The sequence below is a fragment of the Flintibacter muris genome (assembly GCF_943192995.1).
Taxonomy (GTDB): domain Bacteria; phylum Bacillota; class Clostridia; order Oscillospirales; family Oscillospiraceae; genus Lawsonibacter; species Lawsonibacter muris.
This window is the reverse complement of the sequence record NZ_CALPCP010000006.1, coordinates 146,299-160,260: the sequence shown is the minus strand read 5'-3', so window position 1 is coordinate 160,260 and position 13,962 is coordinate 146,299. Positions and strand designations below refer to the sequence as shown.

Below are 13,962 nucleotides of genomic sequence, written 5' to 3'. Positions count from 1 at the left end.
TCGCATACCTGCGTCTCTCATTTTTCTGTATCATACCCTCATTATAGCACCTTTTTATCTATTGGTACAGCTTCTGAATTTGGAGTTCAAGATTCCAGAACGGTTTTGGTTCAGAATGGAAGATATTTAGACCCAAAAGACGGCCAGTGGCACGACCTGCCGAACTGAACTCAAAAAACGGGGCAGGCAGATACGCGTTCTGTCTCAGTTAATCTCCAACAACCGGGCGGCTGTCCTTGATTGGACAGCCGCCCGTCTGTTTTTACCCAAACATAGAAAACAAATCCATCTGACTGGTCTCGGGCAGGTCACCGAAGGCGCCGGCGTCTTTCAGCAGCTGGATATGGGTTTTGGACACCTTGGGGCAGGCGGCGGAGACCTCCTCGATAGAGATAAACTGCTTCCCCTCCCGCTGCTCAGCCAGGGAGACGGCGGCGGTCTCCCCCAGTCCCGCCACTGAGACAAAAGGGGGCCGAAGGGTGCCCTTCTCCTCGTCCACAGCGAAATGAATGGCCTGGGACTTGTACAGGTCCATCCGGTCGAACTGGAAGCCCCGGAGATAGAACTCGTAGCACACCTCCAGGGTGGTGAGCATGTCCTGCTCCACGGCGGTGGCCTCCTTGTCCTTGGCAACAATCTGGCGCATCTTCTGCTGACACACATCCATTCCACGGCACATAAATGCCTCGTCAAAGGCCTTGGCCCGGATGGAAAAATAGGCGGCGTAGAAGGCCAGGGGGCGGTGGACCTTAAACCAGGCGATACGGAAGGCCATCATCACATAGGCCACGGCGTGGGCTTTCGGGAACAGGTAGGCGATTTTCTTGCAGGAGCCGATATACCAGTCGGGAACTCCGGCGGCCTTCATCTCTTCCTCCGCCCCGTCGGGCAGACCCCGTCCCTTTCGAACGGCCTCCATGATTTTGAAGGACCGCTTGGGGTCCATCCCCTTGGAGATGAGAAAGAGCATGATGTCGTCCCGGCAGCCCACGCACTGGCCCACGGGGATGTTCTGCTGGAGAATCAGGTCCCGGGCGTTACCCAGCCACACGTCGGTGCCGTGGGTGAAGCCCGAGATGCGCAGCAGCATGTCGAACTGGGTGGGCTGGGTCTCCTCCAGCACGCCCCGGGTGAACCGGGTGTTGAACTCCGGGATGGCTACCGCTCCGGTGGGGCCCAGCACCTCGTCGTTCTCAAAGCCCAGCTCCTTGGAGGAGGTAAACAGGGACATGGTGGCCTGGTCGTCCAGGGGGATTTCCCGGGCATTGACGCCCGTCAGGTCCTCCAGCATACGGACCATGGTGGGGTCATCGTGACCCAGCATGTCCAGCTTGAGCAGGTTGGACTCCATGGAGTGGTATTCAAAATGGGTGGTGATAATGTCGCTGTTGGGGTCGTCGGCGGGGTGCTGGACGGGGCAGAAATCGTAAATCTCCTTGTCCTGGGGGATGACCACCATGCCGCCGGGGTGCTGGCCGGTGGTCCGCTTCACCCCCGTGCAGCCGATAGCCAGCCGGTTCTCCTCCGCCTTGGAGGCCACCTTGCCCTTCTCCTCCAGGTACTTCTTCACATAACCGAAGGCGGTCTTTTCCGCCACTGTGCCTATGGTCCCCGCCCGGAAGACGTGGGTCTGTCCGAACAGTTCAAAGGTGTATTTATGGGCGTTGGACTGGTACTCCCCAGAGAAGTTCAGGTCGATATCGGGCACCTTGTCGCCGCCGAACCCCAGGAAGGTCTCAAAGGGGATGTTAAAGCCATCCTTGGCGTATTTGCTCCCGCAGACGGGACACACCGCGTCGGGCATGTCCGCCCCGCAGCCGTAGGGGTGGTCCGGGTCCTGGGCGTAGTCGAAATCGGTATGCTTGCAGTTGGGACAGCGGTAGTGGGCGGGCAGGGAGTTCACCTCGGTGATGCCCGACATAAATGCCACCAGGGACGACCCCACCGACCCCCTGGAGCCCACCAGATAGCCGTGCTCCAGGGAGTTCTGCACCAGCTTTTGGGCAGACATGTAGATCACGTCGTACTTGCAGCGGATGATGTCCCCCAATTCCGCCTCAATGCGATCCACTACGATCTGGGGTGGGTTCTCCCCATAGAGGTCATGGGCCTTGCCCCAGACCAGCCGCTTCAGCTCCCCGTCGGAGTCCTCCAGCTTGGGGGCGAACAGGCCCTGGGGCAGAGGCTCAATGGGATCGCACCAGCTGGCAATCAGGTTGGTGTTGGTCACCACCACCTCCCGGGCCTTCTCCTTGCCCAGATAGGCAAACTCCTTCAACATCTCGTCGGTGGTCTTAAAGTAGATGGGCAGATCCTCGTCGGCGTCCTCAAAGCCCTTGGAGGCCAGCAGGATGTGGCGGTAGATTTCATCCTCCGGGTCCAGAAAGTGGACGTCCCCGGTGGCGCACACCGGCTTGCCCAGCTCCTCTCCCAAGCGGACAATGTCCCGGTTGAAGTCCCGCAGCTCCTCCTCCGACCGGACCATCCCCTTGCGGAGCATAAACATGTTATTGCAGATGGGCTGAATCTCCAGATAGTCGTACCAGGAGGCAATGCGCTTCAGCTCCTCCCAGTCCTTGCCGTCGGCCAGGGCCCGGAACAGCTCCCCCGCCTCGCAGGCGGAACCAATAATAAGCCCCTCCCGGTTTTCGTTGATAAGGGACTTTGGCATAATGGGATAACGCTTAAAGTGCTCCAGATGGGCCAAAGATACCAGCTTGTACAGGTTGCGCAGGCCGGTCTGGTTCTTGGCCAGCACAATCAGGTGCTTGGGCTGGCGCTTCGCCTTGCCCTTCCCCCGGAGCTTGGGCATGTAGGGATTGATTTCAGACAGGTTATGTAAACCAAGCCCCTCCAGCTTCCTGAAAAAGTGGGGCAGCATATAGGCCACCGTGGCCGCGTCGTCGCTGGCCCGGTGGTGATTGAAGGCGGGCAGGTGAAGGTGCTCCGCCACGATATCCAGCTTATATTTGTTCAGCTCAGGCAGCAGGTTCTGAGCCAGAATCAGGCTGTCCAGTGATGGGTTATGAAAGGGCAGCCCATACTTCCGGCAACCGGCGGCGATAAAGCCCATGTCAAAGTCGGCGTTATGGGCGGCCAGGGGACGGTCTCCCACAAAGTCCAAAAAGGCCCGCAGGGCCTCCTTCTGGGAGGGGGCCCCCTCCAGCATCTCGTCAGTAATGCCGGTCAGGCGGATAATCTCCGGGGACAGGATACGCCCCGGAGCCACAAAAGTGTTAAAAGTTTCGGTAATCTCCCCGTTTTTCAGCACGACCGCGCCGATCTCAATGATAACCTCATACTTTTTGTTCAGGCCAGTGGTCTCAATATCGAAGCAGACAATCTCGCTTTCAAAGGGGGCGTCGGTCTGGCCGTGGACGGCCACCCGGTCATCCACGTCGTTGATAAAATAGGCCTCCACTCCGTACAGAATCTTGATTTTTTTCGCCGAATGCCACGCGTCCGGGAAGGACTGGGCCACGCCGTGGTCGGTGATGGCAATGGCAGGGTGTCCCCAGGCCTCCGCCCGTTTGACCACGTTTTTGTCCGGGCCCAGCTTGGGGCCCACGCTGGTGAGGGCGTCCATGGAGGACATGGTGGTATGGAGGTGGAGCTCCACCCGCTTCTCCGGGGCGGTGTCCTCCTTCATCTTTTTCTCAGCCGTGGTAACGGCCACCGGCTCCAGCACCATGTCGCCGTAGAACCGGTCCATGTTCAACCGGCCCTGGACCTTGATGTGCATCCCCTTCCTGATGCCGTCCACCAGGGGCTTGCCCTCCTCGCCGGGGAAAAATTTGTTCACCCGGATGGAGCCGGTGTAGTCGGTCATGTCGAAGGCAACCACCCAAGCCCCCCGCTTTTTCAGCTCCCGGTTGTCGATGGCGAAGACGTCTCCCTCCACCACCACCATGCCCATATCCAGCTCCAGCTCCCCCATAGGGGTGGGGGCTTTGGTAACTGGTTTGCCAAAAATGGCCTTGCCCTGGGGCTTTTTGCTCCCCTTGGCGGGGGCTGGGGCGGCGGGACGGGCGCTTTTTTGCAGGGCCGCCCGGCGGATGGCCTCCGTGCGGGCGAAGGCGTCGGGCTCCTCCTCCACCCTGGCCGGCGCCGGTTCAGGCGCGGCGGAAGCATCCGGTACCGGAGCGGCGGGCGCTTCCAGCACTTCGATTTTCACACTGTTCAGCCCATAAGCCCGGCAAAGGGTCTCCTCCGCCTGGACAATCAGATTTGGCCCCGCCCCAGCGGCCCCCTCCACCACAATCTTGGCGCTGCGGCTGGCCCTGTCAATGGCGGCGGACGCAATCAGCCAGCCCTCCACCCCGTTGGACAGCTCAGTCCACTGGCGCAGGGCGGCAAACATCTGCAAAATTGGTATCTTCTGGGACATTCAATCGGTCTCCTCTCGTTCTGCCCACACAAGCGGCAAGCCTCCTTTTGAAAGGAGCCTTTTCACAGCGTCTCAATCAGCTTAAACAGCTCATCCACCAGCAGGTCCTGGGGGACTTTTTTGATGATTTTTCCCTTTTGGAACAGCAGGCCTTCGCCGGTACCTCCGGCGATACCGCAGTCGGCGGCGGCGGCCTCTCCGGGGCCGTTGACGGCGCAGCCCATAACGGCCACGGTAATGGGCTTATCCACAGCTTTCAGCCGCTCCTCCACCTCATTGGCCAGGGCGATCAGGTCAATTTTTGTTCTGCCGCAGGTGGGGCAGGACACCAGCTCCGGGCCCTCCCGCCGCACCCCGGCGGCCTTGAGAATTTCCCGTGCGGCATACACCTCCTCCACCGGGTCGGCGGACAGGGACACCCGGATGGTATCCCCAATCCCCAGGGCCAGCAGGCCTCCAATACCCACGGCGGATTTGAGGGTCCCCATGCGCACGGTGCCCGCCTCGGTGACCCCAATGTGTAAAGGATAATCACTTGTCTGGCTCATCAGCTGACAGGCCCTCATAGTAACGGGCACACTGGAGGACTTCAACGACACACAGATATTGTCAAAGTCAAATTTGTTCAGCAGTCGGATGTGGCCGAAGGCGGATTCCACCATCCCTTCGGGGCAAATTTTCCCGTATTTTTCCAGAATCGGCTTCTCCAGAGAGCCGCCGTTTACGCCGATACGGATTGGAACGTTATGTAAACGGCATGCCCCGGCCACCGCCTTCACCCGGTCCTCTCCCCCGATATTGCCCGGGTTGATACGCACCTTGTCCGCCCCGGCGGCCACCGCCTCCAGGGCCAGCTTATAGTCAAAATGGATGTCCGCCACCACAGGTATGGGGCTGCTCTCTTTGATCTTCCCCAGGGCCCGGACGGCCTCCATATCGGGCACCGTCACCCGGACGATCTCACATCCGGCGGCGGCCAGCTTTTTGATCTGGTCCAGGGTGGCTGCCCTGTTCTGGGTGGGGGTGTTGGTCATGGACTGGATGGTAATGGGCGCGCCCCCGCCAATCAGGACGCCGCCCACGTTGATTTGTTTTGTCATCATCTTCCCTGCCTCTCATTCAGCGCCCGAACAGCTTGCCCACATCGCTGAGGGTGACCATCAGCATCAGGCACATGAGGGCGGCCAGCCCCACAAGGTGGACATAGCCCTCGTAACGGGAATCGATTTTCTTCCGGAACAGCCCATAGAACAGGCCGTTGAGCAGCAGAAAGAACACCCGGCCCCCGTCCAGGGCGGGCAGGGGGAGCAGGTTCATCACCGCCAGGTTGACGGCAATGAGGGCGGCCAGATAGCCTAAATTCCAGGCCGCATCGAAGAGGGTTGGGGACTGGCTGCCCACCTCGCCCATCATATCCACAATGCCCACCGGCCCGGACAGGTCCCGCAGGCCCACCGCCCCGGTGACCAGGTCACCCAGGCTGATCCACACGGTTCGCACAAAGTCAATGGCCGTATTCCAGGCGTAGAGCAGCTTGCCGAAAAAGTTGGTGGGCTCCGCCGTCACCGCCATGGACAGCCCCCGCAGGCGGGTGAAATTGCCGTTTTCATCCACACGCTCCTGATAGGGCAGGTGGACATTCTCCAGCACCACCCGCCGGCCGTCCCGTTCCACCACAAAGTCCAGGGTCTCTCCCGCCCGGTCCAGGTAGAACCGGGCGTTGCCGTAAACCAGCACCTTGTGGCCGTCCACCGACAAAAACCGGTCCCCGGCCAGCAGGCCGCAGTTCTCCGTACCGTAGCTCTCAATGGGCCCGCCGTATACCTCCACCCGGAAGCCGGCGGCGGGGGCATAGAGAATAGCAATGATAATCAGTCCGGTGACAAAATTCATAAAAGCCCCGGCGCAGAGAATGATAACTTTTCTCCACCAGGAGGCCCGGCCAAAGGACCGGGGGTCGGCGGAGTCGTCGTCCTCCCCCTCCATGGCGCAGAAGCCGCCTATGGGCAGGGCCCGCAGGCTGTAAAGGGTCTCCTCCCCCTGCCGCTTGAACAGGGCGGGGCCCATACCCACGGAAAATTCGTTCACCTTTACCCCCAGCGCCTTGGCCGCGGCAAAGTGCCCCAACTCATGGGTGGCCACAAGAAGACCAAAAATCAGAACCGCTATGATGATATAAAGCATAGAACAGAAACCTCCAAAAGGTGGTACCACTAAAGTATTCCGCCGGAATACGGTTCATACTCCCCCCGGCGGGGAATTTTTACTCCCGCTGGTCCTTCCGGCCCATCAGGTAGTCCAGGCTGACGCCGAAGCAGTCCGCCAGAAAAACCAGCCCGGGGACCTCCGGGTAGCCGTCGCCATGTTCATAGTATTGGTAACTGCGCACCTTAATTCCGCAAATTTCCGCCATTTCTGTCTGCTTTAATCCACGCTCTTTTCGCAGTTCCCTAACACGTTCCGCAAAAGCTGCCATATTTCTTCCAAAACCCTTGACGTGTGGTTAAACCTCTCCTATAACAGAGATGTGGTTAAACCACACGTAAAGGAGTTGCTTACTATGAATGATATCCTCAAGACAATGTTCCTTGATAACCCTTTCATCCCCGAACAAATTTACACCTTTTGCCGACAGCTCCCCCGTCCCAAAGGCCCCCTTCGCAAGGGGGGCTGGCACGGCGAAGCCGTGACTGGGGGTTTTCTCCAAAAGCAACAAACGCACTTCGATCGAGGAAAACCCTCCACCACCGCCTTCGGCGGCGGTCCCCCTCCCCTTGCGAAGGGAGGCTTGCCTGCGGGGGACGGGGTTAGAAGGCTGGCAGAATCTCCACCAGCAGCAGCAGCATGGGGGCGGCGAAGGTGGTGGAGTCGAAGCGGTCCAGCATACCGCCGTGGCCGGGGAGCAGAGTGCCGTAGTCCTTCACGCCGCACTGGCGCTTGATGAGGGAAAAGGACAGGTCGCCGATTTCGGTGACAATACTGCCCAGCAGGCCGTAGAGGGCCATCAAGGGCAGCTTGACCTCAACGCCGCCCAGCCGCTGGACCAGCCAGCCGTAGAGCAGCATGCACAGACAGCCGGTGACAATGCCGCCGATGTAGCCCTCCAGCGACTTGTTGGGGCTGACCTGGGTGATTCCCCGGTGCCTTCCCAGGAAAACTCCGAAGAAATAGGCCCCAATGTCGGTGGTAAAGGCGCAGATTACCGGGAGCAGAACATAAAACCGGCCATTTTCCAGTCCCTTCAGCTGGACCAGGGCGGACAGAAACACAGAAATCCCAACGCCGCCAAAGAGGCAGACAATGATATGTTCAAACCGGATCTCACTGGGGGTTCCGTAGCGGCCCAGGGCCGGCAAAAAGAGGGCCGCCATCAGCAGAATGGACACTGCCCGGGCTGTCCAGCTGCCGTATCCAACGGCGTGGCCCAGCGGCATGAGGACGGCGGCAAGCACGGTACAGACATACATGCCGTTGTGGTGGGCCACCTTCGCGGCCCGCAGCAGCTCAAAGGAGGCCATCCCCGCAATAAAAGCCACCATCACCGCCAGGGCGACGGGGGGCAGAAAGAAGAGCGCCGCCAGAAAGGCCGGACCCAGGGCCAGACCTACGATAATCCGTGTTGCCAAATCACACACCTCCAAACCGGCGGTCCCGGCTTTGATAGGCCGCGATGGCCCGGTGGAGCTCCTCCTTGGAGAAGTCGGGCCACAGCACGTCTGTAAAATAGAACTCCGCGTAGGCGGACTGCCACAGCAGGAAGTTGGACAGCCGCAGCTCCCCGCTGGGCCGGATGACCAGGTCCGGGTCCGGAACCCCCCTGGAGAACAGATACCCGCCAAACTGCTCCTGGCTCAGGTGGTTGGGGTCGGCCCTGCCGTCAACGCAGTCCCGGGCGTAGGCCTGGGCCGCCCGGACAAGCTCGTCCCGGCCCCCGTAGTTCAGGCAGATGTTGACCTGACAGCCCTCATAATGCCGGGAAATCTCCCGCGTGCGCTCACACAGCTCCCGCAGCTCCGGGGTCAGGGGGGACAGATCACCGAAAAACTCCATCTTCACCCGGTCCCGCTCCATCTGGCCAATAGCCTCCAGCAGGTACTTTTTCAAAAGCCCCATGATGGCCCCCACCTCCTCCGCCGGCCGCTTCCAGTTTTCGGTGGAAAAGGCGTAGACAGTGAGGTAGTCAATGCCGATATCCTTGCAGTAGGTGGCAATGGTGCGGAAGGTCTCCGCCCCGGAGGCGTGGCCCGCCGTACGGGGCAGGCCGCGATTTTTGGCCCAGCGGCCGTTGCCGTCCATGATGATGGCAATATGCCGGGGCAGACGGGAGAGGTCTACCTCGGTCTGGACTGCTGTTTTTTTGGAAAAGAGGGCCATGGGCGGTCGCTCCTTTTATGGTTTATCGTTCCATTCAAAGGCCCCCTTGTGAAAGGGGGCCTGTTTCATTTATCCAGGTTTTCGGTCACAATACCCAGAGCTTCTAATTTGGCCTTTGCCGTTTTAATCTGATAGTCAATCTCTTCATCCCGATTTGGAGCCGCCTTAATCCTTTGCAGCTTGGCATATTCTTCAATCAAAGCAGTTGCCTGTTCTTTTTCAGGCATGAACTCATTCATTCCCTTCTGCCTCCTGACCAAAGCCGATTCAAACCGCCATGAGCTCCTTTTCCTTCTTGGCGGTCAGGTCGTCAATGTCCTTGCAGCGCTTGTCGGTCATGTCCTGGAGCTCCTTTTCCAGCTTCTTCTGGTCGTCCTCGGTGAGCTCAGACTTCTTGGTCTTCTTCTTGATATCGTCCATGGCGTCCCGGCGGATGTTCCGCAGAGCCACCTTGCCCTCCTCGCCGTACTTGCGCACCTGCTTGGTCAGGTCCTTGCGGCGCTCCTCGGTGAGCTGGGGGAAAGCCAGGCGGATCACACGGCCGTCGTTCTGGGGGTTGATGCCCAGGTCGGAGGTCTGGATGGCCTTTTCGATAGCTTTCAGCAGGGACATGTCATAGGGCTGGATGGTCAAAGTCCGGGGATCTGGGGAGCCGATGTTGGCCACCTGGTTCAGAGGGGTGGGAGCGCCATAGTACTCCACGGTAATGCGGTCCAGCACGCCGGCGTTGGCCCGCCCCGCCCGGACGGCAGCGAAATTGGACTTGACCACCTCAATGGTCTTCTGCATTCTCTCATCATAGCTTACGATCTCTGGGCTCATAGTCATTACTTCCTTTCTTGGTTACTTTTCTTCTCTCTCAGGATCATATTTTTCGTTGCCGGTTTCAATCCACGGTACAAAATCGTTGATCTCAATACCCGTCCAGCCTTTGGCGCACAAGCCTAAGATAAGCCTGAAATTCTCCCAATGCTTATGAGCTTTCCTCCTCCCCGGCTGATCACTCCACAATGGTTCCAATGGTTTCACCCATCACAGCCCGGTAGATGTTCTCCGGGTCCTTCAGAGCGAAGAGGAGGACAGGAATCTTGTTGTCCATGGACAGGGAGGTGGCGGTGGTATCCATCACGGCCAGATGCTGGGCCAGCACCTCATCGTAGGAGATGCGGCTGTACTTCTTGGCGTTGGGGTCCTTTTTGGGGTCGGCGGAGTATACTCCGTCGATATTCTTGGCCAGCAGGATGACATCCGCGTCGATCTCAGCGGCTCTCAGCACGGCGGCCGTATCAGTGGAGAAGAAGGGATTGCCCGTGCCGCAGCCGAAGATGACCACCCGGCCCTTCTCCAGATGGCGGATGGCCTTAGACCGGATGTAGGGCTCAGCCACGGCCTGCATGGCAATGGCGGTCTGTACCCGGACCTCCACCCCCTTCTGCTCCAGCACGTCGGCCACGGCCAGGGCGTTGATGGCGGTGGCCAGCATGCCCATGTGGTCGGCCCGGACCCGCTCCATGGCGTCGCCACCATCCTTCACGCCCCGCCAGAAGTTGCCGCCGCCTACTACAACGCCGACCTGTACCTTCATCTCAACACAGCGCTTGACCACGTCGCAAACCTGGCCGATGACTTGAAAGTCCAACCCCCGGGAGGCATCCCCCGCCAAGGCCTCGCCGCTGATCTTCAAAAGTACGCGCTTAAATTTGGGCTGCTCCATTGTTAGCACCACTCCTGTCATTTTTCTCGCCTCTATTTTAATATATTTTTTACCGTTTGCATAGAGGGTAAGACAAAGTTTTTCAAATTGTCCACAATTTGCCTATGGCGCTCCCTCAGCCCTGTTCTCCGCCCAAAGGCTTTAAAGCTGTGGAGACAGACGCAAAAATTTCTGAAAAGCTGCACCAATTCAAAAATATTTTCATAGGATGGGTAAATTTTTGGAGGTGCATTGCCATGCCCATTATTTATTTATCTCCCAGTACACAAGATTGGAATCCATATGTCAATGGAGGCACCGAAGAGGAGTGGATGAATCTTCTGGCCGATAAAATGGTCCCCATGCTGGACGCTTCCGGTATCCGGTACAATCGAAACACCCCGGATATGACCGCGGCGTCCTCTATCGCCGCCTCCAACGCAGGGAACTACGACTTCCATCTGGCCCTCCACTCCAACGCCGCCGCCGGGGACCAGGCGGGCAAGGCCCGGGGGTCCATTGTCTTCTACTACCCTGGCAGCACCGACGGCATGCGGGCGGCGGAGCTGATTGCCGACGGCCTGAAGACCATCTACCCCAACCCCAACCTGGTTCGTACCGAATCTACCACCACCATTGGCGAGGTGGCCAAGGTCCGGGCTCCCGCCGTCCTCATTGAGCTGGCCTTCCACGACAACGTGGAGGATGCCAACTGGATCAAGGCCAACCTGGACAGCGCCGCCCGGGTAATTGTGCTGGCCCTGACGGAGTACTTCAACATCCCCTTTTTTGAAACAGAACAGCGCCGCTCCGGAGTGGTGGACGTGGAGTGGGGCAGCCTGAACGTCCGCTCCCGGCCCAACACCTCCTCCGCGATTGTCGCCCAGGCCCCTGACGGCGCCCCTATCACCATCATCAACGCCGCCAACGGCTGGTATCTGGTCAATTACAACGGGACTATCGGCTATGTCAGCAGTGAATTTGTGACAGTGGTGTGATCCACTGCTCTATGGCCCCCTTCGCAAAGGGGGCTGTCAGCGAAGCTGACTGGGGGTTTCTCTCAGTACAAATATCCTTTGTTGAGGGGAAAACCCTCCGTCATTTGCTTCGCAAATGCCACCTCCCTTTGCGAAGGGAGGCTTAAGGAGGATATCTTATGGACATTCATGTCGTTCAGCCCGGTGATACCATATACCGGCTGGCTCAGCAGTATGGGGTCTCTATGGAGCGGCTGCTCCAGGACAATCAGCTGCAAAACCCCTCCCACCTGGTGGTGGGCCAGACTGTTGTGGTCCAGTACCCGGCCCTCACCCACACGGTCCGGGCGGGTGACTCACTGTACTCTATCGCCCAAATGCACCAGACCACGGTGGCTCAGCTGCTGCGCAACAACCCTGCCCTTCAGGGCCGGGACCTGCTCTTCCCCGGCCAGGTAATCGTGGTGCGGTATGAGACGGCACCCAAGGGCTGGCTCACCGTCAACAGCTACGCCTACCCCTCTATCGACCGGAATCTGCTCCGGGCCACCCTCCCCTACCTGTCCCAGCTCACCCCCTTTACCTATCGGTTTGATGAGGATGACCTGATCCCTCTCCGGGACGAGAGCCTGGTCAGCGCCGCCCTCCAGAGCCGGGTGGCTCCTATCCTCCACCTGTCCAACCTGGATGAGCAGGAGCAGTTCTCCGCTGAACTGGCCCACGAGCTGCTGGAGGACGAGGACGACCAGAAGGAGCTGATTGAGGAGATTTTAAAGACCGTTGACCAGAAGGGCTACCAGGGGGTGGACGTGGACTTTGAGTACATCAGAGGGACGGACGCCTGGGCCTTTGCCCAGTTCCTGGCCCGGCTGCGCCGGGTGCTCAATTCCCGGGGCCTGCCCCTGATGGCCGCTCTGGCCCCAAAGACCTCCGCCAACCAGCCGGGACGGCTGTATGAGGGATTTGACTACCACCTGATCGCCCAGTCGGTGGACTTCGCCCTGCTGATGACCTACGACTGGGGCCATCTCAGCGGTCCGCCCATGGCGGTGGCCCCCCTGCCCGAGGTGCGGCGGGTGGTGGATTATGCCCTCACTGAGTTCCATCCCAGCCAGCTTTACCTGGGTATCCCCAACTATGGCTACAACTGGACCCTGCCCTTCCGGGAGGGAAGCCGGGCCCGTTCGCTGAGCAATGTGGAGGCCGTTCAGCTGGCCTGGGACCGGCGGGCCGCCATCCGGTATGACGACCAGACCCAGGCCCCCTGGTTCCGGTATGTGGACGACCAGGGCGCGGAGCACGAGGTCTGGTTTGAGGACGCCCGCTCCATCCAGGCCAAGCTGGACCTGGCGCTGGAGTACGGCCTGTACGGCGTGGGCTACTGGAACCTGGACCGCCCCTTCCCCCAAAACTGGGTGGTCCTCAACGCCACGGCGGATATCCGCAGCGAGATGTAGGGCGGTCAAAGGTGGCCCCTACTGGATTTCTCCGCCGCAGTGTGCTATAATGGGCCCACCAGTTTACAAAGGAGGATATCACAATGTCTGTTACAACCGGTCTGAAAGGCAGAGCCGAGACCATAGTCAATGATTCCAACACCGCCCAGGCGGCCTGTTCCGGGGCGCTGCCCGTGTTTGGCACGCCCTTTATGTGCGCACTGATGGAGGAGGCCGCCTGGAAGTCCATTGCCCCCCATCTGGAGGAGGGGCAGAGCACCGTAGGCACAAAGCTGAACATCTCCCATGACAGCGCCACCCCCGTGGGAATGAAGGTCTGGGCGGAGAGCGAGGTCACCCAGGTGGACGGCAAGCGGCTGGTGCTCAAGGTGGCCGCCTACGACGAGAAGGGCCTGATCGGTCAGGGAACCCATGAGCGGTTCATCATCACCGACCAGCGCTTCCTGGCCAAGTGCGCCGGAAAACTGGAGGGCTGAACATGTCCATTGAAACAGTCCGGAACTACTTCCGTCCCCTGGGCCGGGAGGGGGACATTCTGGAGTTCCCTGTCTCCAGCGCCACAGTGGAGCTGGCCGCCCAGGCGGTGGGGGTCATCCCCGCCCGCATCGCCAAAACCTTGTCCTTCCTGGTGGAGGAGGGCTGCGTTCTCATTGCAGCCGCCGGGGACGCCAAAATCGACAACAGCAAGTATAAGGCCATGTTCCACACCAAGGCCAAGATGCTCACCCCGGAGCAGGTTTCCCATCTGACCGGCCACGCCGTGGGCGGCGTGTGCCCCTTTGCCAACCCGGAGGGGGTCAGGACCTATCTGGACATCTCCCTCCAGCGGTTTGACACCGTCTTCCCGGCCGCCGGGAGCGGGAACTCCGCCATCCAGCTCACCTGTGACGAGCTGGCGGAGTATTCCCACTCCCTGGGCTGGGTCGACGTGTGCAAGGGCTGGCAGGAGAACGGCTGATACTCTTTCTAAACATAAAAACCGCCCCTGGGGGCGGATGCAGATCAAAGATATTGCTCAAAATATTGCAGAGTTGAATATTGAAGCAGCATTTTATTCCTCTCTATATTGGGGTG

The 13,962-nt window shown here is 59.6% G+C and carries 13 protein-coding genes; 4 read left to right on the top strand and 9 right to left on the bottom strand.

Going from position 1 to position 13,962, the window contains the following annotated elements; translation table 11 throughout:
* Positions 1-262 precede the first annotated feature (262 nt).
* The 9 genes from NFS22_RS07930 to pyrH all read right to left on the bottom strand — a co-directional run bounded on the left by NFS22_RS07930 (position 263) and on the right by pyrH (position 10,475).
* Complete coding sequence (locus NFS22_RS07930; protein ID WP_251317169.1) at positions 263-4,387, bottom strand: PolC-type DNA polymerase III; 4,125 nt, start codon at positions 4,385-4,387, stop codon at positions 263-265.
* A 62-nt stretch (positions 4,388-4,449) separates the two neighbouring features.
* Positions 4,450-5,487, bottom strand: a complete 1,038-nt coding sequence (ispG, locus tag NFS22_RS07925) for a flavodoxin-dependent (E)-4-hydroxy-3-methylbut-2-enyl-diphosphate synthase (RefSeq protein ID WP_251317178.1) — start codon at positions 5,485-5,487, stop codon at positions 4,450-4,452.
* A 19-nt stretch (positions 5,488-5,506) separates the two neighbouring features.
* Positions 5,507-6,571 carry a M50 family metallopeptidase gene (locus NFS22_RS07920; protein WP_251317168.1) on the bottom strand — a complete coding sequence of 355 codons (1,065 nt, stop codon included), beginning with the start codon at positions 6,569-6,571 and terminating at the stop codon, positions 5,507-5,509.
* A gap of 79 nt (positions 6,572-6,650) precedes the next feature.
* Positions 6,651-6,863 carry a helix-turn-helix domain-containing protein gene (locus NFS22_RS07915; protein WP_251317167.1) on the bottom strand — a complete coding sequence of 71 codons (213 nt, stop codon included), beginning with the start codon at positions 6,861-6,863 and terminating at the stop codon, positions 6,651-6,653.
* Positions 6,864-7,194: 331 nt separating this feature from the next.
* Entirely contained in the window at positions 7,195-8,013 is an 819-nt protein-coding gene (locus NFS22_RS07910; protein ID WP_251317166.1) for a phosphatidate cytidylyltransferase, read from the bottom strand.
* Position 8,014: 1 nt separating this feature from the next.
* Complete coding sequence (locus tag NFS22_RS07905) at positions 8,015-8,761, bottom strand: isoprenyl transferase (protein WP_251317165.1); 747 nt, start codon at positions 8,759-8,761, stop codon at positions 8,015-8,017.
* 65 nt (positions 8,762-8,826) lie between these two features.
* A complete protein-coding gene (locus tag NFS22_RS07900) occupies positions 8,827-9,000 on the bottom strand; it encodes a hypothetical protein (RefSeq protein ID WP_251317164.1) in 174 nt (57 codons plus the stop codon).
* Positions 9,001-9,028: 28 nt separating this feature from the next.
* A complete protein-coding gene (gene frr, locus NFS22_RS07895) occupies positions 9,029-9,583 on the bottom strand; it encodes a ribosome recycling factor (RefSeq protein WP_251317163.1) in 555 nt (184 codons plus the stop codon).
* Between the two features lie 178 nt (positions 9,584-9,761).
* Positions 9,762-10,475, bottom strand: coding sequence for a UMP kinase (gene pyrH, locus NFS22_RS07890; protein ID WP_251317162.1), 714 nt, complete (start codon positions 10,473-10,475; stop codon positions 9,762-9,764).
* A gap of 236 nt (positions 10,476-10,711) precedes the next feature.
* Between pyrH and NFS22_RS07885 the strand changes: the two genes are divergently transcribed.
* The 4 genes from NFS22_RS07885 to NFS22_RS07870 all read left to right on the top strand — a co-directional run bounded on the left by NFS22_RS07885 (position 10,712) and on the right by NFS22_RS07870 (position 13,846).
* Positions 10,712-11,452 carry an N-acetylmuramoyl-L-alanine amidase gene (locus NFS22_RS07885; protein WP_251317161.1) on the top strand — a complete coding sequence of 247 codons (741 nt, stop codon included), beginning with the start codon at positions 10,712-10,714 and terminating at the stop codon, positions 11,450-11,452.
* A gap of 158 nt (positions 11,453-11,610) precedes the next feature.
* Positions 11,611-12,888, top strand: coding sequence for a glycoside hydrolase family 18 protein (locus NFS22_RS07880; protein WP_251317160.1), 1,278 nt, complete (start codon positions 11,611-11,613; stop codon positions 12,886-12,888).
* An 83-nt stretch (positions 12,889-12,971) separates the two neighbouring features.
* The gene (locus NFS22_RS07875) at positions 12,972-13,364 is read left to right on the top strand and encodes a thioesterase family protein (protein ID WP_251317159.1); all 393 of its coding nucleotides are present in this window, start codon (positions 12,972-12,974) and stop codon (positions 13,362-13,364) included.
* A 2-nt stretch (positions 13,365-13,366) separates the two neighbouring features.
* Positions 13,367-13,846, top strand: a complete 480-nt coding sequence (locus tag NFS22_RS07870; RefSeq protein ID WP_251317158.1) for a YbaK/EbsC family protein — start codon at positions 13,367-13,369, stop codon at positions 13,844-13,846.
* Positions 13,847-13,962: the final 116 nt, after the last annotated feature.

What these genes read in the sequence shown, in the direction of transcription:
- NFS22_RS07885 (WP_251317161.1), top strand. Translation starts at nt 10,712, where the DNA reads ATGCCCATTATTTATTTATCTCCCAGTACACAAGATTGGAATCCATAT.
- ispG (WP_251317178.1), bottom strand. Translation starts at nt 5,487, where the DNA reads ATGACAAAACAAATCAACGTGGGCGGCGTCCTGATTGGCGGGGGCGCG.
- NFS22_RS07920 (WP_251317168.1), bottom strand. Translation starts at nt 6,571, where the DNA reads ATGCTTTATATCATCATAGCGGTTCTGATTTTTGGTCTTCTTGTGGCC.
- NFS22_RS07875 (WP_251317159.1), top strand. Translation starts at nt 12,972, where the DNA reads ATGTCTGTTACAACCGGTCTGAAAGGCAGAGCCGAGACCATAGTCAAT.
- NFS22_RS07930 (WP_251317169.1), bottom strand. Translation starts at nt 4,387, where the DNA reads ATGTCCCAGAAGATACCAATTTTGCAGATGTTTGCCGCCCTGCGCCAG.
- NFS22_RS07915 (WP_251317167.1), bottom strand. Translation starts at nt 6,863, where the DNA reads ATGGCAGCTTTTGCGGAACGTGTTAGGGAACTGCGAAAAGAGCGTGGA.
- frr (WP_251317163.1), bottom strand. Translation starts at nt 9,583, where the DNA reads ATGAGCCCAGAGATCGTAAGCTATGATGAGAGAATGCAGAAGACCATT.
- NFS22_RS07905 (WP_251317165.1), bottom strand. Translation starts at nt 8,761, where the DNA reads ATGGCCCTCTTTTCCAAAAAAACAGCAGTCCAGACCGAGGTAGACCTC.
- NFS22_RS07880 (WP_251317160.1), top strand. Translation starts at nt 11,611, where the DNA reads ATGGACATTCATGTCGTTCAGCCCGGTGATACCATATACCGGCTGGCT.
- pyrH (WP_251317162.1), bottom strand. Translation starts at nt 10,475, where the DNA reads ATGGAGCAGCCCAAATTTAAGCGCGTACTTTTGAAGATCAGCGGCGAG.
- NFS22_RS07900 (WP_251317164.1), bottom strand. Translation starts at nt 9,000, where the DNA reads ATGAATGAGTTCATGCCTGAAAAAGAACAGGCAACTGCTTTGATTGAA.
- NFS22_RS07870 (WP_251317158.1), top strand. Translation starts at nt 13,367, where the DNA reads ATGTCCATTGAAACAGTCCGGAACTACTTCCGTCCCCTGGGCCGGGAG.